A 23,222-nucleotide genomic window follows, 5' to 3' on the forward strand; every position below is an offset into this window, starting at 1 on the left:
ATCGCAGGTGAGAAAGTTCAGGCAGATGGTTGAGCCGAGGTATGGCATCTATAATTGGGGAATATAACTGTTACTGATTAGGAAAATTTGACGTAATAGCAATGGTACATGCGTCCCGCTATCAGGCCCAATTAGTGCAAGAGCTTATTTCTGTCTGGATATAGGGCATGGAAGCATAACTCGACACGAGGAATGCTGATCATGGCTCAAAACAAGCTCGATGCTTCCACACCTAGATTGCTACCACAAAGATCCCTGGTTTATCAAGCGGGCAGCATGCCGCGTTTCCTGCTGCTAGCTACTTTATTGATTCTGTTTATCGCCGACTTTACGTTTAGCAATCGTCACTTCTGGTTATATACCGTCTTTTATAGCCACCTGCATGCGGTTCATCATGCCGTTATTCGCGGAGCGGTAGGTGAAGCGATGCCGCTCAACCAGATCAAGTCCCTCCCGCTAGCCCTGGCCTTTACCGGTCTGTTTATCGTGCTATTCACCCTTTATTTCCTGGCCCTGCGTCTTCTGGCACATAACATAACGCAGCGCTTTATTTTCAGGTCTACGGCAGTGCTGGGAATCGGCTATCTACTGTTGCCGCTGGTCACCTCGCAGGATGTGTTTTCTTATATCGCCTATGCACGCATGGCCGTATTCTATCATCTTAATCCCATGATTGTGCCTCCTACGGCTATTCGGCCAGACTTCGTCTATGGTTTTCTCTACTGGGTGCATCAGCCATCCGTCTATGGTCCAACCTGGTTAGCCATTACCGCCACTTTGCAGCTACTGGCAACCGTTATCGGCTTTAAATATGTACTCTCCATGGAGATGCTCCTGCGCATCTTTGGCTTATTGATGCATCTGGGTTCTACCTGGCTTGTATGGTTGTTAAGTGGACGTTTTATCAACGTAAACTCAAATACTGACGACCTTATCTGGCAGTCGCGCAGGTTGGGAGCTACGCTGGCCTTTGCCTGGAATCCCTTCCTGTTATTAGAGGCCTGTGTTAATGCGCATAACGATGCAACGATCCTCTTCTTACTGCTGCTCGCGCTCTGGTTTCTCTTTCCCCACGTCGAAAATAGCCGACCACGGTTTCTGATCGCTGTCGTCCTGCTGGCCTTGATTGCGGGTCTCAAAATCTCTTATATCATATTGATGCCGGGCATTCTCCTGTTTCTATTTTTGCAAAGCAGCACGACCAGAGCTGTGCGCGAACGCATACTGGATGTGGGGCTGGCTATACTCCTCTATGTAGGACTTATTATCGCTATTCATGTGCCTTTCTGGTCACATGGAGCCCTGCTCAGGGTTTTTGCCATGACGCCATCGGCATCGCGCAATATCAACAGTATCTATGAACTGCTTGTGCATAGCTACGCGCAATTAAGAGGAATTCCACTGGCACACAGCATCGATCGCGGCTCAAAGCTTGAAGTTTTATCACATATATTGAGCACAACCCTTTTCACCCTGTTCTATGTGGCGATCTGCATCCGATCGATCAGGCGACCTCAGTATATCAATACCTGGCCCGCGCTCGTAGCATGGCTCGCCTGTACCTGGTTGCTCTATTGTGTTATAGGATCGCCCTGGTACTGGCCCTGGTACGCCATCATCCTCTTTGGTCTGTTTGCCCTGCTGGCTATGACGCAGCAAGAACTGCCCATCGGTCGCACGCCGGTGCACTTTGTCTTTGGGCCGTTGGACGTAACTTTACTGGCGGGATTGCTCTCGATCAGCATGGTGGGTTTATATTGTCTATGGATTTTTTACAACCTGCTGCCAAAGCTTCAACCCACCTATCTGACCAGTCTCTGGGTGTGGGGGCTGCCTTTCTTCGTTATGGCGCTAGCCCGTATGCGGAGGCACGGCATAGGATATCATCATGCCATCCGAAAAAGCTGCCACCAATGAATAGGTGCTCCCAGTCTGTGTGATAGCAATAGAATTTAAGGTTGCCAGGGTATCATTGCCATTTTTGACCAGTAAAGGATCCTCGGAACCCGGGAACCAGCGATAAATATCTCCATTGGCCAGAGCGATAAAGTAATCGAACTTCTGCACATAGGCAATATCAATTATTTTGTCGGGGAGCAAGGTGTCGTATCGCGAGTTCCCATAGATATCAGTGAGATGGATGGCATCGCCCGTAATCAGGATAATTGGTGTAGCGCTATCGAGCTGCCAGTCGAGCTGGAGCGGGACGGCTCTGGCGAAAGAGGTATCCACAATAATTTTCTGATCTGTGACCTGCCAGACGCTATAGCCACCGGGTTTACTAACCGAGATAATCCGCTCGCCATCGGGTGACCAGGCCAGTTGATTGGATAGAGTAGAACCCGCATTTTTGGTTACAGGTTCAGGTGGATAATGGCCTGCATCCAGGGTTCTTAGCTGAGGTGTCTGATCCTCTCCAATCTGAAATAAATGGGTGGTACTGGTATAATCGCTCACCGCCAGCAGATGCTCTTTAGGCGACCAGGCCAGTGTGTAGATTGATGTCTGCGTATTTGTCTGCGGGGATGGATGGAGGCTATACACCAGGGCGGGACTGGAGAGGAGTACTGTATTGGCGGTCGTCTTGACTTGCGCAATGTACACCTTTGTTTTTGTGCTGAAAGCCAGGTAACCGCCATCAAAAGACCACGACAGCGATATAATGGCTTCGGAAGAGATAGATTTGCGGGTCAGGATTGTGGCGGTCCTGGAGTCTACCACCTGTACGGCCCCATAAATATTACCAGAAGCAAAAAAGCGACCGCCAGGCGCATAGCGAACCGTATTGACCGCTCCTTTATCTTGCAGGTGATGGGATGCACTCAATGCATTCTCTGTAGATAGTTGATCGGAGGGATTACCTGATGCGGGTAAATATGGTCCACGTCCGTCCATAGATAGATCTATATGGTGCGGCCCACCGAATAAGTGATCTAGCAGGTAGCTCCCGGCCCCGCTAGCTGTCATACCCACTATTCCCAACACAAGGAGCCCTTTCATCACGGTACGGCGCCCCTTAGAGGAAACAGGGTTTGGCTGGTGACTTTGCTGTTGCTGCTGCTGCTGCATGCCGTTACCAGCCACGTTATTCGCGCTAGAGGAGGGTTGATAATAGGGGATTTGTCCATTGATATTTTGCATTGGTCGTTTGAGATATGCTGCTGGCTGCTGCATGTCAATAATAATCTGTATTTCGGTCTGAACGGCTTTTATGCTGGCCGGTCGCTTTTCAGCATGTATATCGACCATAAGTTGGATGAGCGTCTTTAACTGATCCATACCTTCGGCGCCATAGAGTTGTAAGGGCGTAAAATGGAAAGGGTGTTCAGCGGGATCGATGCCGGACAGCATTTGATGGAGTAAGGCTCCCAGACTGTATATATCGGCGGCTGGTGTTGTCTGAGCTTTCCCATATTGCTCTGGAGCAGCATATCCAGGGGAACCAAAGATCATGGTATCCCTGGCCTGGCCGGGCTTAAACTGGCGGGCGATCCCAAAGTCAATCATATACAACTTGCCCTCAGGCGTACGCATGATATTGCCTGGCTTGAGGTCACGAAAAATAATTGGAGGCTGACGCGTATGGAGATAATCCAGTACAGAGCAGAGCTGCATCGCGATATCGAGTACTTCTGGAAGTGGCAGGGTACGTGTCCTCTCCCGCGTATCAGCAATATCTAAATAAACCTCTAGCGTCTCGCCCTCGATGAAATCCATGACAAGATACCAGTTTTCTGGATCGGTGAAATGATCAATAATGCGAGGCAGATGAGGGTGAGATAGGCGAGAAAGAATCCGCAACTCGCGATTGAAGCCATCCGTAGCCTCGATGATCTCTTGCGCGGTCAGTCCACGAAGCATAATCTGCTTGATCGCAACGTATTGATCGTAATTGTGTGTATCCTGTGCTTTATAGACCGCGCCAAAGCCACCTGTTCCAGACTTATGCAACAGTCGGTAACGATTGTGTAGTAGATCAACATCTTCAACTGGTAGCTCAGACTGTTTTAATATATGATCGCAGGCGAAACACCGCTCTGCGTCGGTATCATTTGCAGCACCACAGTGCGAGCAGTAACATTGGGTAGAATCCATCCTGACAACCTCATTCAAAGAGTTATACTTCATCCATTAAGCGGGCACGATAATATCCACTAATATAGACGTATTACAACGTAGATTTGCACAGGAAAAGTGCCGATCGCGATAAGTAGGGACTGGAAGTATATAACGAAGATCGAGGCTGAATGGCAGAGATCAATAAGCCTGGTGATGAGTCATAGCAGGCATTCCGTCTGGAGTAAATATCGCGCTGTTATAGAATGCCTGCTATAGAAATATATGTTGTTATAGAGTTTCGGGCTAGAGGTTACGACTTATATTACAGAAGAGATAGGAGTGATAGTGGTAAGGGGAGGGATTGTAGTGACCGGCACTACTTCCAGAAGAGCGCAGCGACCACGAATTTTAATGGCCAGTTTATCTGACTGCTCCTCGTTACAGATCAGGCTATAGACGCGATAGAACTGGTCGGAGTAAGACGTAAAGCTGCCAATAATGTCTTTGAAGCACTGCTCTAAATGCTCTATTTCTTTATTAGCTTTGTGGATGTTTGATGTATCGATAGGAACGATCAACTGCATTTGGTAGTGTGTCATGGTGATGTTGTAAACCTCATTCTAGGCACAAAATAGCTGAAAAGAAACTGCGTGAGCCTCGCGTCTGTGGGGGCTATGTAGCATCTTGCTGTTCAATAGAAGAGGCGCCTATGCCGGAGAGTGGTGCCAATGACTACTTTGCTGCCTGGCACTTATCAACAAATGGCTGACTACTTTTCGTTGATCGTTCAACGTGGGTAGGGTTTAGCTATAACCCTGTTCCTTAGATAGTGTCTGTTTAGAATCCAGCCCAACTGCATTCCCACTATCTGGTTGTCAGTATAGAATAACACGTCTTTCGTTGTTATTCAAGATCTAAACAGAGGAGTTTTCATTTTTCTAAGCAGGCATTTTATATCTGACTTTCATGCCAAAAAGGCTTGACAGCGCGGGATAGCTATGGCATAATCATCGAGCTGTCAACAAACGAAACAATCACCTGGCTCGTTGAGCGTGAGTGCTCCTGTTCGTTCGCATCAGCTGTGCTACGGTAAGGTAGCCTCTCCGGGATCAACTTCCCCTTCTGAATTATCCAACGCGGGATGACCGCGTCCATGAACGTTTCAGGCCGTTTTGGATGGTGGTTCCCAGTGGAACCGGGATGAGCAACGAGATTTCGGACGGCTCGCAAAAGTGGTCCCAGAACCGCTTGACAAAGCACAACGAACATGCGATACTACAGCACACGAGACAAGCGAACGAAAAAACAACGATCGCCTCTCGAAGAACAAAACTCCGGTTTTGTTGACTCAGTACCTTGACAACTGAAGAGTGGAAAGCAGAACAGCAACTGGAACAACAACACACAACGAACCAGTTCCTGTCAATTCGGAGGCTTGATGATCACCATCAAGTATCCATAATAATCTGCGAAATAAGCCAATGTTAATGTAACTTGGCCATGATCGCAATTCACATGCAATTGCACATCACTGCTCTGTGATGTACACATAAAAATTGGATGGCGAGTTTGATCCTGGCTCAGGATAAACGCTGGCGGCGTGCCTAACACATGCAAGTCGAACGCCCTGTGCAAACAGGGAGTGGCGGACGGGTGAGCAACACGTGGGTCATCTGCCCTGGGGTGAGGAATACCGGCGAGAAATCGCCGACAATACCGCATAGCTTCGTAAGAAGAAAGCCGGAAACGGCGCCCGAGGATGAGCCTGCGCTCGATTAGTTGGTTGGTGGGGTAATGGCCTACCAAGACCGCGATCGATAGCTGGTCTGAGAGGACGATCAGCCACACTGGGATTGAGAACGGCCCAGACTCCTACGGGGGGCAGCAGTGAGGAATTTTCGTCAATGGGGGCAACCCTGAACGAGCAACGCCGCGTGCAGGAAGACGGTTTTCGGATCGTAAACTGCTTTTCTCTGGGACGAGAACGGACGGTACCAGAGGAATCAGCCTCGGCTAACTACGTGCCAGCAGCCGCGGTAATACGTAGGAGGCGAGCGTTGTCCGGAGTTACTGGGCGTAAAGCGCACGCAGGCGGTCAGATTAGTCTGTGGTGACAGTCGTCGGCTCAACTGACGAAGTACTATGGAAACTGTCTGACTTGAGGGCTTCAGAGGGACACGGAATTCCGGGTGGAGTGGTGAAATGCGTAGATATCCGGAGGAACACCAAAGGCGAAGGCAGTGTCCTGGGAAGTACCTGACGCTCAGGTGCGAAAGCTAGGGGAGCGAACAGGATTAGATACCCTGGTAGTCCTAGCCGTAAACGATGACCACTAGACGTTGGGGGTATCGACCCCTTCAGTGTCGCAGTTAACACAATAAGTGGTCCGCCTGGGGAGTACGGTCGCAAGATTAAAACTCAAAGGAATTGACGGGGACCCGCACAAGCAGCGGAGCGTGTGGTTTAATTCGATGCAACGCGAAGAACCTTACCAAGGCTTGACATGAACTTGCACCAGCCGTAACGGGCTGTCCCTTCGGGGCGGGTTCACAGGTGCTGCATGGCTGTCGTCAGCTCGTGTCGTGAGATGTTGGGTTAAGTCCCGCAACGAGCGCAACCCCTGTCGTTAGTTGAACTTCTCTAGCGAAACTGCCGTTATAAGACGGAGGAAGGCGGGGATGACGTCAAGTCAGCACGGCCCTTACGCTTTGGGCGACACACACGCTACAATGGTCAGGACAAAGAGTTGCGAACCCGCGAGGGGGAGCTAATCTCGTCAAACCTGGCCTCAGTTCAGATTGGAGGCTGCAACCCGCCTCCATGAAGTTGGAGTTGCTAGTAACCGTAGGTCAGCACACTACGGTGAATACGTTCCCGGGTCTTGTACACACCGCCCGTCACACCACGAAAGTTGGCAACACTTGAAGCCGCTGGGCTAACCCTTTGGGAGGCAAGCGTCGAGGGTGGGGTCAGTGATTGGGGTGAAGTCGTAACAAGGTAGCCGTACCGGAAGGTGCGGCTGGATCACCTCCTTTCTAGGGAGCTTGAGCACGCGTCTGAAGACACTTCAGACACACACGCGTGTTCCACTTCCAGGTCGACCAGGATATTGGTACGATGCGTGTTGCCAGAAGCGACGCTGGTTTCCACTCTTGAGCTGTTGGGGTACAGCATCCCTTTCTACGGAAAACGGATGGCCAACAGTGCACCTGAACAACTGAAGATAGTATTCCTTCAATTTTGCTGAGCGATAAGGTCAGCCAGAGTTGAAGCAGAGGATCGATTTATTCTCGCAAAGAATAAGTCAAAGCATTCATAGTACATGATGAGATAAGAAGAGAACAAGCTACACAGAGTACGAGGTGGATGCCTTGGCGCTAAAGACCGAAGAAGGACGCGGAGACCGGCGAAACGTTCGGGGGGAGCTGCATACAAGCGATGAACCCCGAGAATCCGAATGAGGCAACTCCTCCAGAGTGATGTCTGGAGACCGCCTGCTGAACACATAGGCAGTGACGGGGGGCAGTGGGTGAACTGAAACATCTCAGTAACCCGACGAAGAGAAATCAACCGAGATTCCCGTAGTAGTGGCGAGCGAACCGGGAGGAGCCCAAACCGATGAACCTTCGGGTCCATCGGGGTTGTAGGACTAGCAACACAGGAGAGATTTCCACTTGAACGCGTTGGAAAGCGCGACCAGAGCGGGTGACAGTCCCGTAAAGGACGGAGAACTCGAATCGGCTAGGATCCTGAGTACCACGAGACACGTGCAATCTTGTGGGAAGCTGGGGGGACCACCCTCCAAGGCTACACATCTTTAGCGACCGATAGCGAACAAGTACCGTGAGGGAAAGGTGAAAAGCACCCCGAGAGGGGGATGAAAGAGACCCTGAAACCACGTACTCACCAGCAGTCAGAGGCCACTGTTCCGTTGCGGAACCAAGGGCTGATGGCGTGCCTTTTGTAGAATGATCCGGCGAGTGCATCGTCGTAGCCTGGTTAACCAGCGTTAAAGCTGGGGAGCCTCAGGGCAACCGAGTCTGAACAGGGCGAGCGGTTGCGGCGATGCGACCCGAAACCGTGTGAGCTATCCATGAGCAGAGTGAAGCGGATGTGACAGTCCGTCGAGGCTCGCACCCACCAGTGTTGCAAAACTGGGGGATGACTTGTGGATAGGGGAGAAATTCCAATCGAACACGGAGATAGCTGGTTCTCCCCGAAATGTATTGAGGTACAGCTGTATGATACACTATCCTGGAGGTAGAGCTCTGAATGGGCTAGGGGCCTCGTGCAGGTTACCAAACCCAAGCAAACTGCGAATGCCAGGACAGCATGCATGCAAGTGAGACGGCGGGGGCTAAGCTTCGTCGTCAAAAGGGAAACAGCCCAGACCATCGGCTAAGGTCTCCAAGTATCCGCTGAGTGTAAAAGGGGGTCACAACGCCCAAACAGCCAGGATGTTGGCTTAGAAGCAGCCACCATTTAAAGAGTGCGTAATAGCTCACTGGTCGAGTGTCGTGGCACCGACAACGTATCGAGGCTCAAGCGGATTACCGAAGCCATGGAATCTCTCTTTGGAGAGATTGGTAGGGGAGCGTTCTCCAGCTGAGAAGCCAGACCGCAAGGACTGGTGGAGCGAAGAGAAGTGAGAATGCCGGAATGAGTAGCGTCATGTCTGTGATAACCAGACACACCGAATGCCTGAGGGTTCCTGGGCACCGTCAAACGTCCCAGGGTGAGTCGGGTCCTAAGCCGAGGGCGTCATAGCCGTAGGCGATGGAAAGCAGGTCAGAGATTCCTGCACCGGAGATGCTCGTGATGAGCAATGGGGGGACGCGGTAAGGAAGGTGAGCCCATCGATTGGACAGGATGGGTCTGTGCGTTGAAGTGCGAAGCCGAGGCAAATCCCGGTTTCCTGTGCATGACACGTGCAGCGAGCGGACGTTGGTTCGCGGAAGTCATCGGCCCCTAGGCCGCCAAGAAAAGCCTCTCGCCAGAGCCATCTCCGCCCGTACCGCAAACCGACACTGGTAGGCAGGGGGAACACTCCCCAGGTGATCGAGCGACCCTCTGTTAAGGAACTCGGCAAATTGACCCCGTACCTTCGGAAGAAGGGGTGCCCTAGTAGCGAGGCTCTTCGGAGTGGCGTGAGGGGGTTGCAAGAAATTGGCTCAACCGACTGTTTACCAAAAACACAGGTCTCTGCGAACGCGAAAGCGGAAGTATAGGGGCTGACTCCTGCCCAGTGCCGGAAGGTTACGAGGAGCGGTGTACGTAGCTGCGAATCTAAGCCCCGGTGAACGGCGGCCGTAACTATAACGGTCCTAAGGTAGCGAAATTCCTTGTCGGGTAAGTTCCGACCCGCACGAAAGGAGTAACGAGTTGAGCACTGTCTCGACAGAGGACTCGGCGAAATTGAAGTACCCGTGAAGATACGGGTTACCCACGACAGGACAAAAAGACCCCGTGGAGCTTTACTACACCTTGACCTCGAAACGAGGCAGAGCGTGCGTAGCATAGGTGGGAGTCGGAGAACCTATCCTTGTGGGGGTAGGGGAGACAGCCGTGAAATACCACTCTCGTTGTGTTTTGTTTCTCACACGTCACCGTGAGCCGGGACGTGGACAGGATCAGGCGGGTAGTTTGACTGGGGCGGTCGCCTCCCAAAGGGTAACGGAGGCGCCCAAAGGTTCCCTCAGGGTGGATGGACATCACCCATACAGAGTGTAAAGGCACAAGGGAGCTTGACTGCAAGACGGACAGGTCGAGCAGGGACGAAAGTCGGGCTTAGTGATCCCACATTCCCGAGTGGAAGGAGTGTGGCTCAACGGATAAAAGCTACCCCGGGGATAACAGGCTTATCTTGCCCAAGAGTTCACATCGACGGCAAGGTTTGGCACCTCGATGTCGGCTCGTCGCATCCTGGGGCTGGAGTAGGTCCCAAGGGTTGGGCTGTTCGCCCATGAAAGCGGCACGCGAGCTGGGTTCAGAACGTCGCGAGACAGTTCGGTCTCTATCCGTCGTGGGCGTAGGAGAATTGAGGGGCGTCATCTCCAGTACGAGAGGACCGAGATGGCTCGACCGCTGGTGTGCCAGTTGGCCTGCCCGGGCCAGAGCTGGATAGCTATGTCGAGAAGGGATAAGCGCTGAAAGCATCTAAGCGCGAAGCCGCACCCAAGACGAGTTCTCCCACTCTCTTGAAGAGTCAAGATCCCAGGAAGACGACCTGGTCGATAGACGACACGTGGACACCTGGTAACAGGCGCAGCGAAGTCGCCCTAATGATCGTACGGCTTGTTTCACCATTGTGTATCTTCATCGTGGACACATGCGTGCGTGTCTTCTGCTTCACGCTGGTTGGCAGCGCGCTCGGCAAAATTGAGGGAATACTATTTCCAGTGAGGTATGGGGACATAGCTTAGTTGGTAGAGCGTCGCCTTTGCACGGCGAAGGTCAGGAGTTCGAATCTCCTTGTCTCCATTTTGAGAAAAGAGATAAGTAGCTTGATAGGTTACTTATCTCTTTTTTTGTAGAAAAACCACGCAGGAATATTTTGAGCTCTGATGTAGTTCTCTTCTATATAAGCAAACATCGATGGAATGTGTCAAGGGAGAGTATTTGTATCATGGTAGCTGTTCCACGTGTAGATGCACATATGCTGAAATTTTCACAATCATGTGTTCTTGTGCTGACCGCACTTAGTTTTCTTTTTAATCTGCCCATTCTTGTCCTCATTAGCGGCCTGGCCCTGGCTCTCAGCGCTATCTTGCCCGCTGCCAGCCCATTCAGATTGATTTATCGCCAGGTTATCGTGCGTGCTGGTTTGCTAAAGCCACGCATGGTTGAGGACGATCCCGCACCGCATCGTTTCGCCCAGGGCGTGGGCGCTACATTTCTACTGGCAGCCAGCATTCTTTTCTTTCTGACCTCGGCCACGCTGGCGGGTTGGATTCTCACGATTATTGTATTTGTGCTGGCCGCCATCAATGTCTTCGTCGGATTTTGTGCTGGCTGTTTTGTCTATTACTACCTGGGGCGTTGGGGACTCATGCCACGCGTGCGCTATGATGGTGGTTTTCGTTGGAGAGGCGTTTAAGCTATGGCTGACTTTTCACTGCGGCTGATCATCTTATTCGTGGTTTGCGTACTGGTTGCCATCGCCGTCGTGGCCGGACGGATGCTGGTTGCCCGGCGTCGTCAGCAGGCATTGGCGGCTGAACCTCTTGTCTTTACATTGTCTGATAAGCATGAGCATGAGCATCTGGTGCGTATCCTGGCCTTTAGTAGTGAAGACTGCCGCCAATGCCATACACTGCAGCAGCCGGCGCTTGAACGTTTGCTCAAGCAAAGTGGAGACAAGATAGAGGTGGTGCATATAGATGCGGTCACCCGGCATGATTTGACAGAGCGTTACAAAGTGTTGACGGTACCCACGACCGTTGTACTTGATACTGAAGGCAATGCGCATGCTGTCAACTATGGTTTTGCGAATACACAAAAATTGCAAGAGCAGGTAAATGCCATCCTGGGTCTCGCAATTTCCTGATCTCACAATAAAAAATTTTGAGCATAGATATCATGGCATGATATCTATGCTTCTTTTTTGTTGAACCAGGACTTTTGAAGCAAGCATGTGCTATTTTCATCTGCGCTTAATCATGTGCATCCATACTAGAGCCAGTAAACGTATGGAATATAACCATCCAAATCAAAATAGAAAGAGTTTTAGCGCATGAACTTGAACATGGCACATATTCATATCATAGTGAATCATATTCCAATCATTGGAACACCGTTTGTCGCCCTGACATTTTTAATTGCTTTGATTTTCCGAAATGTCTTTCTGCAGAAACTTTCACTGTGGTTTCTGGTGTTGGCTGCGCTGGCTACCGCAGTTGCATATTTAACTGGTGACGGTGCCGCCCACATTGTCGAGAGCTTTAACCATGTTTCTCCTGCCTTGATACAGGACCATGAATCGATGGCGCGCATCAGTTTGATTATCATGTTTTTCACCGGTATTGTTGCAGTCTTTGGTATCCTTTTCTATACGCGCAAGCCGGTGCTTCCCCGCTATCTCCAGATTATAGTGATGGCTGTCCTGGTTATTAATACAGGCGTGTTGATATATGTGGGATACCTGGGCGGACTGATCAGCCATCCAGAAATTCGCTCATTCCTGGATGCATCTCAGCACCTGGCCCTGCTTTTATCGTAGCTATCTGGTAGAGAATCCTGGCGCGCTTTTGACTGTCATAGACAGAAACTGCTGAAGCCAGGATTCTCCTTATTTTTATGCCAGGTTACGCAGGTCGGGTACTCCCACTGGATTGGGCATGGGAACGCCTCCCTGTTCAAGGATGTGTATGCTGAACTTTTTCATGAGTGAAAGCAACCGCTCGAAATCCTGTTCACCCAGGGATTGCCATGGTGGCAGTGCCAGTTCATCTGTGACCTGCTCAATATGGCGACGCTTACTCAGTCCCTCTGTAGTTAGATTCCCATCCTGATCTAGCCAGCCCCTGTGTATCAGTCGTTGCTGCGCGGCCTGCCAATCTTCGTCGCTCCATCCTCGATGCGGCTGGATCCCCTCTCGGGTGAGGCCACCCTGCGCCACGATGGTGAGATGCGCCTCGCACCCATCGACATTCTCCGCGAGTAGAGCGGCGATGTGACCATCACCACGAAATTCGCGGAAGAGGGTAGTGGCGTGCCAGAGAGCCAGGTGTGGCTGCTCGGGCCAGGGTAATGAGGCATGGCCCGCGAAGAGGGGGCGGCCAGCCACGGAACAGGCTTCTGCGGCCTTTCTCGCCAGTTCCGCTGCTTCCACGAGTTCTGCAGAAGCGATGATGTCATCTCCCAGCAAGCGGCGCAGGGCCGCATCCGCGGCGTTCAGGCGCGCGGATAAAACCTTTTCCGGCGTGGAGAAGCGCCAGGCATCAGGGATGGACCGCGCAACCATCTTAGGATGAAAATTATAGAACGTCGCGGTAACCACCGAGGCGGGAACCGGCCCCATCGCCGCTACCCTCGAAGCAAAATAACCCATCCAGTAGCCTTTTAAGCCTGCTTCACTGTAGGCGATTCGTGCTTCCGGCGCGAAATAGATCATCGCGTGATAAGGTTCCATCATCATCCAGGCTAAACGTGAAGGGTGTTTAGCTGGATCATCTGAATGTGTGTTCAACGTCGTACCCATTCAAATCTCCCTTTTTAATTAGAGCAATATATTTCCCAATGCAAGTATACATTCACTCCGGGTGATTTTCAGTATGCTGGTGAGCCTGAGCGCCCCCGCACGGGCGTCCGCATACGCGGCCGCGTCCTATTTTATGAGGAGTCGGCGCAATGCAACGCCTGTGCATTCGCACAGGCGTTGCATTGCGCCGACTCCTCATAAAACAATTGAGCGCCGCGGGCGCGAAACCTACGGCGTTTAGATCGCCTCAGAAGAAAATTAGTCATTTATAGGTATTGGCATGACCTCTGCTATAGATATATGCTATATTTCCGATATGGTTTTATATGAAACTGCGATTGTGGGTGCATGATTCAGGCATGGTGTGATGGTAGAGAATGTGTTGAGGTATTTTCTTTTTGCGTCGATACAGGTGTGTGCATTAGATCGATTGCATTCCATTAAGAGGAGTTATGGTTATGAAAGATTCTAAACAGGGTGGATCGCGAAGAGCGCCTGACCGCAAGGGATTATTCGCGTTGATCATCGGGGTCGCGGCAATTGTCTTGCTCTATTTATATGCCAATCATCTGATAACCGTTCCTGGATTGGTACAGTTATCGAGTGGGCCAAAGTTCGCCTCCGCGGCGACTGGTAGCCAGACCAGTGTGGTCTGCCAGGTCATTTCGTCCTCCGGCAACAACTCACTGGATGGCTATATTCTGGAGCAGACGAATAATGGTGCATATCAGCGTACTAACAATATCGTACACATCGTGTGGGGAGCCAATCAGCAGGTCAGTGTTGGGCGCAATCAGGATATTCAGCAGGGGGCGATCGTGCAGGCTGATGGGCGCGTGGATGCGGCAAGGGTGTTACACGCTGATCAGCTATCTGTAGTTACCAATTTTGTGCGCTTACAGTAAATGAAGAAGAGGCGCAAACGCGCCTCTTCCTGATGACAATTGTGAACGTCTCAGTGAGCCTCTGGACCCTCGGTAAAGCGGCTGGTCTCGGTTAGCGAGAAGGTTGTATGAGCCTGGATATCGCGGGCGGAAGAGCCAATGAGAAGCTCGAACTCTCCTGCTTCAGCGATCCACTGCCGGGCCACGTCGTCGTAGTAGGCCAGTGCGCTTTGATCGAGCTCAAAGCTGACAAACTTGCTTTCACCGGGTTCTAACTGGACTTTAGCGAAGGCCTTGAGCTCTTTTTCGGGCCGGTGCAGCGTCGATTTGACATCCCGCACATACAGCTGTACAACTTCCTTACCCTCTCGCTGTCCGGTATTGGTAACCTGAATGGTCGCTCGCAGGGTTTCACCGGGTTGTAACTTCTGTGTACTGAGTTCAATGTCGGGGGAGTAGCTGAAGGTCGTGTAAGAGAGACCAAAGCCAAAGGGGAAGAGGGGCGCGACCTGCTTTTTATCATAGTAACGATAGCCTACGAATAGACCCTCGCCGTAGTAAACACGACCGTTGTCGCCTGGATAGTTGATGTAGGCCGGATTATCCTCAAGGCGCTGCGGAAACGTCTGTGGTAGTTTGCCCGATGGATTGACCTCACCGAACAGCACGTCCGCGATGGCGTTGCCGCATTCCTGTCCTGGATACCAGCATTGCAGCACGCCAGCGACCCGGTCGAGCCAGGGCATGGTGATTGGCGATCCAGTATTGAGGACGACGACAGTATTTTTATTGACCGCGGCCACCCGCTCGATCAACTCGACCTGCTCAGGCATCAGATCCATGTTGGGTCGATCAAAGCCCTCGCTCTCCCACTCGCCATTCAGACCGGCAAAGACCAGTGCTACATCTGACCGCGTGGCCAGTTCAATCGCCCGGTCGAGGGCAGTGGTCGATGTTGGAGGCAGCACACCGATGCGTACGGCCGCGATAGGAACCTTCTCGTCGTCTTTGGCATACTCGACAGTTAGCGTATACTCCTGTCCCGCGGTAAGCTCAATTGGCGCTGTCGCCTCCGTACTTCCCATTCCAAAATAGGTCTGCCCCGGAACCTGTTGATCCCAGTTGTTGACCAGCTCATGACCATCGATATAGAGCTTGCTCAAGCCAGCACTGGCCAGGCCAAAGGTATAGGGACCTGTCTTTTGAGGTCGGATATGGCCGCTGAGGCGTGCCGAAAAGTGGCGAGGATCAATGTTAGAGGCGACCGATCCAAACCAGGTGATCTCAGAACTGGTGATATGAGCGGTTTCATCAATCTGGTTGGTAAAGTCAGGAGCCTGGAAATACTCAATGTCGAAGCCCGACTCCTGCTGGCTGTTTGTGGAACTGAATAGCTCTTTGTTGAACAAGGGGAGCAGGTTATGGCTGGGAAAGTCCGTTTCATCCTCAATGGTAAGCTGATCCCCTACTCGTGCGACAATAGCATCATAGGGCGCAACCGAGTAGTGGGCATTAACAAAGGCGCTGCCGCCACCCATCATGCGTGCCGTACGCGCATTGGGACCGATGATCGCGATGGATTTCAATCGATCTGGCTGCAGTGGCAGGATAGCATGCTCATTTTTGAGCAGCACGCAACCCTCTGCCCCTGCCTCACGGATCAATGCGCGATGTTCGGGTCGATCGATGGCCTGCTCAGGTCTATCTTCATGCGGCTCAAACAGTCCCACCTTGATAAACAGGTGCAGCAGGCGCGCCACGCTCTCATCTATTTTGCTCTCTGGCACTTCGCCATTCTTTACTGCCTGCAGCAGCTTGTCGCCGCGCCAGTGCGCGGGACCCGGCATTTCCAGGTCAAGGCCTGCATTGACCGAGGGAGCCGTACTCTGGGTGCCGAACCAGTCAGACATCGCGACGCCATCAAAGCCCCATTCCTTTCTGAGAATATCGGTCAGGGTATAGGGATTCTCACTGGCATAGGTGCCATTGACCTTGTTGTAGGAGGCCATGATCAGCCAGCTACCAGCTTCCTGAATAGCGGCTTTAAAGGGTACCAGGTAGATCTCACGCAATGCTCGCTCGCCTACCTCTGAGCTGATGCTATTGCGCTGGAATTCTGAATCATTGCACACGAAGTGTTTAACCGTCGCGCCTACCCCTTCACTCTGTACCCCTTTGATATAAGCGACCGCCATTTTGGCCGACAGATACGGATCTTCAGAATAGCATTCAAAGTTACGGCCATTGAGGGGCGAACGATGGATATTGACCGTGGGAGCCAGCAGAACCCGCGCACCCTTGGTCTTTGCCTCCTGCCCCAGCGCCTGTCCAACGCGTTCAATCAGCGCGGGATTCCAGGTGGCCGCCAATGAGATACCGACCGGAAAGCAGGCCGAGGTCACTCCCGCGCTACCCTCATTGGTATTGGCTGACATCAATATATCGCCCGAGCCGCGAGCCCCGTTGGGTCCATCGGATACCTTGAGCGATGGAATGCCCAGCCGTTCTATTGGCACCGTATTCCACATAGAGGCACCGGCCAGCAACGATACCTTTTCTGACAACGTCATCTGGCCCAGTAGTTTTTCTACCTTTGCATGCATAATGCAACTCCCTTCGTTCCATGCGCGACATAGCGTTCTACAATTTATAGTGTGAGGGAAAGATGATTGTAGTACTGGTCAGTCTGTATATACATGCCTCTTTGCATATCGACTGACATTCTCAACATTATAACCAACTTCAGGGACACGTTGCAAAATATATAATCGCTATATTATTCCTGGCGAGACTGGCTGCGTTGGGGATCGAAGCCATCGGGATAGCGCTGGCGCAGTTTGTCGACGTTGGCCTGCATGACGTCTTCCAGGGTCAGACCTACGGTATCACAGAGCAAGGTCATATACCAGAGCAGATCGCCGATCTCTTTATTGAGGGTGGTTATATCCAGGGAGTGGGAGTGGTAGAGCGTCTTTTTGAGCAGGTCGACAACCTCGCCTGACTCCCCGGCAATGCCCAGCGCGGTCAGGATCAATAGTTCACGGCGATCTTCTATGTCACAGGTGCGATGCACCTCGCGGGTGTAGGTAGCAATATCCATAGCGGCTCTCTTCCTAACTTTCTATCTGCTATTCTGTTTATACGGTGCTATGCAGGCTGCGTGCGGTTTTTACCCTATACTGTAGCTATTGGCGTGCTCGCTCGTCAAGCAGATAGTACCCTCATGGGCTTTGCCCACGCTTTGTTCTATTCTGTTAAGCTCATTGACATCCACTTGGACGGTGGGCTACACTAACGTGTGTTTGCTACTCGATACTATAGGGGTAGCGATTTAACGAACGGGGGCAAGGAATGGACGGCGTTAAAAATTACCTGATCGACATGGACGGGGTGTTGTTGTGGGGCTCATCGTTGATACCGGGGGCGGCTGACTTTATTCATAAACTGCAGGATAAAGGTATCCCCTTTTTGATTTTTACCAACAATTCTCTCTACACGCCTCGCGACCTGCAGGTGCGGCTGGCATATATGGGATTGAATGTGTCGGCGGACGCTATTTTTACATCCGCGTTAGCGACCGCGCAGTTCCTGCATGGGCAGCGTCCAGGGGGCAGTGCTTTCACCATTGGTGAATCTGGATTAACGACTGCCCTGCACGACATTGGCTATATTTTGACCTCACAGGAGCCGGAATATGTAGTGGTGGGCGAGACGACGATGTATAGTTTCCAGCGCATCTCGCAGGCCTGCCGCTTCATCAGCAATGGCGCGCGCTTCATCGCTACCAATCCGGACGTCATGGGTCCCGGCGAGGGTGGATTTGTGCCGGCGACCGGCGCCGTCGCGGCCTTAATCAGTTCCGCCACGGGTGTCAAGCCGTATTTTGTGGGCAAGCCCAATCCGCTTATGATGCGCATGGCGCTACGCAAGCTCAACGCCCACTCGGAGGAATCGGCCATGATCGGGGACCGCATGGATACCGACGTCGTGGCGGGCACCGAGAGCGGCCTGCGCACCGTCCTGGTCCTCTCAGGAGTTACCAAACGCGAGCAGGTGGAACGCTTCCCTTACCGTCCCACCTGGATTCTCGACTCGATCGCCGATGTTGAGATTTAAATCTCAACATCGCTGCCTATTGGGTGACGTAGATATCAGGCCAATCATCAGGGGCGACCATACCCATCGCATTGATTGTCAGGCCATGTATATTTGGTTTAACCACATAATTATCAAAGTACTGATACAGTGGTAACCAGGCGACATCATTGACAAGTTCCTGCTCGACGCTTCTATACATAATCGTCCTTTGTGGTAGATTCTGTGTAACGTCAGCCTGGGCCAGTATGTGTTGGATTTCTCGCTGGCGTGCCATGTTGCTGTTGTGATTTTGTCCATACGCGAAAACGTTTTGCGAGGCATTCTGGCCGAATTGGACCGTCATCCAATCGCTGGCATCTGGATAATCGGCGGCCCAGCTTAAGCGCCACATCTGCATATTTTTGACGCCTTGTTGACTGCTGATTGCCTGATAAAAATCGCTGCCTGGCATTTCCTGTAATTGAACTGAAATACCAAGATTGTTTTTCCACATCTTCTGCATAATGACCATTTCATTGTGCCGTAAGGGATCGGCCGTTGATGGATAGGTCAACGTCACTTGAGGAAATGTTTGTAGAGAAGCGATACCTTCCTCACGCATGCCTTCGGCCAGGAGTTTCTTAGCCAGTGTGGGATCTCCGAACAGCGTTTGTACGCCTGCAGGACCTGCCAGAGTGGCGCTGGCACCGGGATCTCCCTCTGGTATGATATGGTTGGTGGGCAGAACTGTATTTTTTCTAATCTCCTTGCTAATGAGCGTCTTGTTGACTGCCAGGGCAAAGGCCTGTCGGATTTTAATGTTGTCGAACGGCTTATTCAGGTAGTTCATGGCTATATATGTTGTGGTCAATTGTAGTGAACGGTGGAAACCCTGGTCTTGATTTACCTTATCTATTAGTGATGATGGAATATTGTCCACAAAGTCGCTCAGATTTGCCTGATAAGCACTATAAGCGTTTTGGGTTGATTCATAGGGGGTAAACACAATGGTTGTGAGCGCTGGCTTATGATCATAGTAATGGGGATTAGGTTTAAGAACGATTTTTTGTGCTGTGTTTTGAACGAGTTCGAATGGTCCCGAACTTCCCCCTTCGCTGAGGTGATTGGTGAATTTCGGACCATATTTGTCGACCAGTGCTTTCTCTACCACCACAGCACAGGTGGTCGTTAAGGTCTGTAGAAAATAGCCAACATTTTTTGAGAGCTTGAAGATAATGGTGTCGGCATCGGGCACTAAAATGCCCTGCCCGATCAAGGACTTGATTTTTCCAGCAGAACGTTGGTCCGCCCCTTTAATATATTGTAGATTATATGAGGCTGTACCATATTTCTGTGCAGGATCAAGCGCTCGATCAAGACTATATGCCACATCGGCCGATGTCAATGGGGTACCATCGCTAAATTTGAGGTTGTGGCGGAGATGAAAGGTCCAGGTGTATCCCTGATCACCCGCTTCCCATGAATCGGCAAGTTGCGACACAACCTCCATATTATCGTTGAGAGAGAGCAGCCCTGCTGATGTCATGCCTACAATCTGCATGGATTGTTTTCTTTGAACAGTAGCGGGATCCAGCGGCTCATCTAAATTGGAGGTGACGGCTATATTGAGCATCTGCTGGCTGGCCGGCGCTATAGATGGTTCTTGTGCCAGGGAACTTTGATGTGTCCAACCAGAAATATAATTCAGAAGATTATCGCTCCCAAAGCCGAGAACCGCGAGCAATACAATAGCGATGGCTATTACTTTTAATCTGCCCGAGCGTTTTTTAGGAGTAGCGGGTGCCTTGCCTGCTCCTGCTACAGTGGAAGGGATGTAGTAAGGAGTTGATGCTGGGGCGGGAGGTGGAACGGGGATCGGAGCTGCCTGTGAGGAAGTTACCCTGGCATTGATCCGCTCAAGGCGGCGCTGTACGCTGATGATGGAGGTGGGGCGTTGCGCGGGATCCCTGGCCAGCATTTCCGCGAGAAGCTCTGAAAGCTCTTCTGGGAGGGCTACAGGCTTTCTGGTAATCGTGGTATCCTCATCCAGGGGATCTTGTCCTGTCAGCAATGCTCGCAGTGTGGCGCCCAGGCTATAGATATCTGAGCGCTCCGTGGTCTGATCTGAGCCATATTGTTCTGGGGCGGCATATCCGGGGGAGCCGAGCGCCTGCGTATCGCGTCTCTGCCCCGGTCTGAACTGGCGCGCGATACCAAGATCAATGAGATAGATACGTCCAGTGCGGGTGCGCATGATATTATCGGGTTTGATATCGCGGAAAATAATGGGGGGCTGACGTGAATGGAGATAGGTGAGCACATCACAGACCCGCAGGGCGATGGAGAGCACCTCATCTAGGGGAAGCTGCCCACCGGGCAATTGTTGCCGGTACTCCTCCAGGGTCTGACCATCGATGAACTGGGCCACGATATACCAGTGATCCTGGTCCATAAAATGGGCGTAGACTCTAGGGAGAGCTGGATGTTTGAGCGACTCTCCAAAGCGTATCTCACGGTGATAGGTATCGGTGGCATCGATGATTTCCTGCGGTTTCAAATCCCTCAACGTGATCTCTTTGACCGCCACGATTGTTTTGTTGCGTAGATCCTCAGCCTTATAGACGGTAGCAAACCCTCCTTTACCAACCGGATCTATCAGGCGATATCGATTCTCAAGGAGAACAATAGTTTGCATCTGTCCTTGCTCATCAATATCCTGGGCATGTACAAGTGTCTTTCCACAAGCAAAGCAGATAGTATCCTGTTCATGATTGGCAGCTCCGCAATTCGCGCAGTATAAAATATTTACGGGCTTCACAATTAGCCTGTCCTCGCTCTCTATGAAACCTCTAATTGCTACTCATGTCTAATATACGTAAAAATATGGTAGTGCTTTTCATATGAATAGCATGATAGAGTATTCGAAGCATAAAACTTTTCTACTAAGTATTAGACGTCTATTAACAGCTATTTTATCCTTTATCTTGCATGTAGGTATATAAATATATTCGTTGGTTGCGGGGAATCTGTGACATCTCTCGATACAAACATATCCCAAAAGTACTGCGTTTACATGTTGGTGCCTCGGGCGCGGATGCGCGCCCGAGGCACCAACATATACATGCTTTTTAAGATGCCTGGGCCAGCTGGGCTTCGGCTTTGACCGTTGCCGTTTTGCTGGTGAGCGAACGTTTGGTAAAGAAGAGGATGCCTGTGGTCACCAGGGTACCGGCGATAATCGCGATGAAGTAAGAGAGCAGGTTGGTGACCGCACCGGGGATGAACAGGACGAAGATGCCCCCATGGGGAACCTGAAGTTGGCAGGCGAACAGCATGGAGAGCGCGCCCGCGACCGCCGAGCCAATCATAGTGGCCGGAATGACGCGGAAGGGATCGCGCGCAGCAAAGGGGATGGCACCCTCGGTGATGAAGGCGATACCCAGTACCGCCGCCGCCTTGCCCGCGTCCTGCTCTTCCACCGTAAAGCGATTTTTGAACAGGTAGGTTGCCAGGGCCAGCCCAAGCGGTGGAGTCATGCCTGCCGCCATCACAGCCGCCATCGGCGCATCGACATGGCTGCTCAGGAGTCCCACTGAGAACGTATAGGCCGACTTGTTGATCGGACCCCCCATATCGATGGCCATCATACCGCCGAGCAGGAGCCCCAGCAGCAGGGCATTCGTTCCCTGCATGGTCTTGAGCCAGTTGGTCAGGGCCGCCAGGATCAGGCTGACCGGGGTGCCAATGACATAGACCATCAACAGGCCGACGATGGCGGTACTGAGCAAGGGGAGGACCAGCACCGGCTTCAGTCCGGCCAGGTTCTTTGGCAGGTTGATCCATTTGCTGAGATAGAAGGTGGCATAGCCCGCCAGGAAGCCCGCGATCAGGCCGCCCAGGAAACCGGCTCCGATCGAATTGGAGAGCACACCACCGATCATGCCTGGCGCCAGACCCGGCCGATCGGCGATCGAATAGGAGATATAGCCTGCCAGAATGGGCACGATCAGGCTAAAGGCGCCGGTGCCCGCGCCGATCTGGTTTAAGGCCCAGCCAAGGGTGCCGGCATGTTTGGCCGCGTCGATACCGCCAATGGCAAAAGAGATCGCGATCAGGAGTCCACCGGCGACCACAAAGGGGAGCATATAAGAGACACCGGTCATCAAATGTTTGTAGACGCCCGTGCTGGCAGCCGACCGCTTGCTTTTGGCATCCTGAATCTGGGCCAGGTAATCCTGTGATGATGAGCCGGTTGTGCTGGCGGTTGCCGTGCCCTGTGGATTGCGCGCGGCCAGCGCCAGGGCTTTATTTAGCACGCCCGGCCCGTTTTGGAGTGCGTCATGGGTCGAGGTCTCATAGACCGTCTTGCCAGTAAAGCGGCTCTGATCGACCTTGGCGTCGGCCGCGATCACCACCACATTCGCCCGCTGAATCTCCTCCGGCGTCAGCGCGTTCTGGGCGCCGACCGAGCCCTGGGTCTCCACTTTAATCTGGTGGCCCAATGTTTCAGCGGCCCGCTCCAGCGCCTCAGCGGCCATAAAGGTATGCGCGATCCCGGTGGGGCACGAGGTAATGGCGACGATGCGCGCATGCTCAACCTCTTTTGGTGCAACTGGAGTAGCAGGAGTTGTTTGGGCGGCGGGAGAGGAAGTATCGCTGCTTGCTGCCTGTTGCGCCAGGGCCTCTTCAATGATCTGCTGACTCTGACGGATCGCCTTACTGGTGGTGGTTTCATAGACCGGCTTCGCGGAAAAGCGGTCCTGCGCTACCTTCTCATCGGCGGCGATAATTACCACATCGGCGGTCTGTATATCGTCCGTGGTCAATGTATGTTGCGCCTCTCCTGAACCCTGGGTCTCCACCTTGATGGTGTGTCCCAGCGCCTCGGCGCCACGCTGTAGTGCTTCCGCTGCCATAAAGGTATGCACTATGCCAGTGGGACTGGAGGTGATGGCCACAATCTTTGCCATAATAAAACTCCTCTGCACGGGATAAGACCATGC

Annotated in this window: 13 protein-coding genes, 1 tRNA gene and 2 rRNA genes; 9 read left to right on the top strand and 7 right to left on the bottom strand. The window is 52.1% G+C overall.

Going from position 1 to position 23,222, the window contains the following annotated elements; genetic code table 11:
• Positions 1-201 precede the first annotated feature (201 nt).
• Positions 202-1,917, top strand: coding sequence for a hypothetical protein (locus KTT_RS30455; RefSeq protein WP_126601444.1), 1,716 nt, complete (start codon positions 202-204; stop codon positions 1,915-1,917).
• Here KTT_RS30455 and KTT_RS30460 read toward each other — a convergent pair.
• Together KTT_RS30460 and KTT_RS30465 are read right to left on the bottom strand one after the other, a co-directional pair.
• Positions 1,852-4,095 carry a serine/threonine-protein kinase gene (locus KTT_RS30460; protein WP_160146236.1) on the bottom strand — a complete coding sequence of 748 codons (2,244 nt, stop codon included), beginning with the start codon at positions 4,093-4,095 and terminating at the stop codon, positions 1,852-1,854. The genes KTT_RS30455 and KTT_RS30460 overlap by 66 nt on opposite strands.
• A 281-nt stretch (positions 4,096-4,376) precedes the next feature.
• Positions 4,377-4,658 carry a hypothetical protein gene (locus KTT_RS30465; RefSeq protein WP_126601446.1) on the bottom strand — a complete coding sequence of 94 codons (282 nt, stop codon included), beginning with the start codon at positions 4,656-4,658 and terminating at the stop codon, positions 4,377-4,379.
• Between the two features lie 958 nt (positions 4,659-5,616).
• On the opposite strand from KTT_RS30465, the gene KTT_RS30470 reads away from it, so the two are divergent.
• From KTT_RS30470 to KTT_RS30495, 6 genes are all read left to right on the top strand, one after another.
• Positions 5,617-7,094 (top strand): 16S ribosomal RNA (locus tag KTT_RS30470).
• A gap of 304 nt (positions 7,095-7,398) precedes the next feature.
• Positions 7,399-10,361: ribosomal RNA gene (locus KTT_RS30475) — 23S ribosomal RNA — on the top strand.
• Together the 16S and 23S rRNA genes with 1 tRNA gene alongside form the textbook arrangement of a ribosomal RNA operon.
• 105 nt (positions 10,362-10,466) lie before the next feature.
• Positions 10,467-10,539: transfer RNA gene (locus KTT_RS30480), tRNA-Ala, on the top strand.
• A gap of 145 nt (positions 10,540-10,684) precedes the next feature.
• Complete coding sequence (locus KTT_RS30485; RefSeq protein WP_126601447.1) at positions 10,685-11,155, top strand: DUF4395 domain-containing protein; 471 nt, start codon at positions 10,685-10,687, stop codon at positions 11,153-11,155.
• 3 nt (positions 11,156-11,158) lie between these two features.
• The gene (locus KTT_RS30490) at positions 11,159-11,605 is read left to right on the top strand and encodes a thioredoxin family protein (protein WP_126601448.1); all 447 of its coding nucleotides are present in this window, start codon (positions 11,159-11,161) and stop codon (positions 11,603-11,605) included.
• Positions 11,606-11,791: 186 nt separating this feature from the next.
• Positions 11,792-12,277 (top strand): hypothetical protein, encoded by a 486-nt coding sequence (locus KTT_RS30495; protein ID WP_126601449.1) that lies wholly within the window; start codon positions 11,792-11,794, stop codon positions 12,275-12,277.
• 75 nt (positions 12,278-12,352) lie between these two features.
• Here KTT_RS30495 and KTT_RS30500 read toward each other — a convergent pair whose 3' ends face one another.
• Positions 12,353-13,195 (bottom strand): SCO6745 family protein, encoded by an 843-nt coding sequence (locus tag KTT_RS30500; protein ID WP_126603267.1) that lies wholly within the window; start codon positions 13,193-13,195, stop codon positions 12,353-12,355.
• Between the two features lie 521 nt (positions 13,196-13,716).
• Here KTT_RS30500 and KTT_RS30505 point away from each other — a divergent pair.
• Positions 13,717-14,163, top strand: a complete 447-nt coding sequence (locus KTT_RS30505; protein ID WP_126601450.1) for a hypothetical protein — start codon at positions 13,717-13,719, stop codon at positions 14,161-14,163.
• 50 nt (positions 14,164-14,213) lie between these two features.
• On the opposite strand, the gene KTT_RS30510 is transcribed toward KTT_RS30505, so the two are convergent.
• Both KTT_RS30510 and KTT_RS30515 read right to left on the bottom strand, forming a co-directional pair.
• A complete protein-coding gene (locus KTT_RS30510; RefSeq protein ID WP_126601451.1) occupies positions 14,214-16,745 on the bottom strand; it encodes a glycoside hydrolase family 3 C-terminal domain-containing protein in 2,532 nt (843 codons plus the stop codon).
• 173 nt (positions 16,746-16,918) lie between these two features.
• The gene (locus KTT_RS30515) at positions 16,919-17,242 is read right to left on the bottom strand and encodes a nucleoside triphosphate pyrophosphohydrolase family protein (protein ID WP_126601452.1); all 324 of its coding nucleotides are present in this window, start codon (positions 17,240-17,242) and stop codon (positions 16,919-16,921) included.
• A 251-nt stretch (positions 17,243-17,493) separates the two neighbouring features.
• Between KTT_RS30515 and KTT_RS30520 the strand changes: the two genes are divergently transcribed.
• Positions 17,494-18,258 (top strand): HAD-IIA family hydrolase, encoded by a 765-nt coding sequence (locus tag KTT_RS30520; RefSeq protein WP_126601453.1) that lies wholly within the window; start codon positions 17,494-17,496, stop codon positions 18,256-18,258.
• Positions 18,259-18,274: 16 nt separating this feature from the next.
• Here the strand turns inward: KTT_RS30520 and KTT_RS30525 are convergent, their stop codons facing one another.
• Positions 18,275-20,914, bottom strand: coding sequence for an ABC transporter substrate-binding protein (locus KTT_RS30525; RefSeq protein WP_126601454.1), 2,640 nt, complete (start codon positions 20,912-20,914; stop codon positions 18,275-18,277).
• 433 nt (positions 20,915-21,347) lie between these two features.
• Positions 21,348-23,189 carry a PTS fructose-like transporter subunit IIB gene (locus KTT_RS30530; RefSeq protein ID WP_126601455.1) on the bottom strand — a complete coding sequence of 614 codons (1,842 nt, stop codon included), beginning with the start codon at positions 23,187-23,189 and terminating at the stop codon, positions 21,348-21,350.
• Positions 23,190-23,222 lie beyond the last annotated feature (33 nt).

This window comes from Dictyobacter aurantiacus (assembly GCF_003967515.1).
GTDB lineage: Bacteria > Chloroflexota > Ktedonobacteria > Ktedonobacterales > Ktedonobacteraceae > Dictyobacter > Dictyobacter aurantiacus.

Bases quoted from the DNA above. Each gene is read 5' to 3' on its own strand.
- KTT_RS30455 (WP_126601444.1), top strand. From the start codon at position 202: ATGGCTCAAAACAAGCTCGATGCTTCCACACCTAGATTGCTACCACAA.
- KTT_RS30460 (WP_160146236.1), bottom strand. From the start codon at position 4,095: ATGGATTCTACCCAATGTTACTGCTCGCACTGTGGTGCTGCAAATGAT.
- KTT_RS30465 (WP_126601446.1), bottom strand. From the start codon at position 4,658: ATGACACACTACCAAATGCAGTTGATCGTTCCTATCGATACATCAAAC.
- KTT_RS30485 (WP_126601447.1), top strand. From the start codon at position 10,685: ATGGTAGCTGTTCCACGTGTAGATGCACATATGCTGAAATTTTCACAA.
- KTT_RS30490 (WP_126601448.1), top strand. From the start codon at position 11,159: ATGGCTGACTTTTCACTGCGGCTGATCATCTTATTCGTGGTTTGCGTA.
- KTT_RS30495 (WP_126601449.1), top strand. From the start codon at position 11,792: ATGAACTTGAACATGGCACATATTCATATCATAGTGAATCATATTCCA.
- KTT_RS30500 (WP_126603267.1), bottom strand. From the start codon at position 13,195: ATGATGATGGAACCTTATCACGCGATGATCTATTTCGCGCCGGAAGCA.
- KTT_RS30505 (WP_126601450.1), top strand. From the start codon at position 13,717: ATGAAAGATTCTAAACAGGGTGGATCGCGAAGAGCGCCTGACCGCAAG.
- KTT_RS30510 (WP_126601451.1), bottom strand. From the start codon at position 16,745: ATGCATGCAAAGGTAGAAAAACTACTGGGCCAGATGACGTTGTCAGAA.
- KTT_RS30515 (WP_126601452.1), bottom strand. From the start codon at position 17,242: ATGGATATTGCTACCTACACCCGCGAGGTGCATCGCACCTGTGACATA.
- KTT_RS30520 (WP_126601453.1), top strand. From the start codon at position 17,494: ATGGACGGCGTTAAAAATTACCTGATCGACATGGACGGGGTGTTGTTG.
- KTT_RS30525 (WP_126601454.1), bottom strand. From the start codon at position 20,914: ATGCAAACTATTGTTCTCCTTGAGAATCGATATCGCCTGATAGATCCG.
- KTT_RS30530 (WP_126601455.1), bottom strand. From the start codon at position 23,189: ATGGCAAAGATTGTGGCCATCACCTCCAGTCCCACTGGCATAGTGCAT.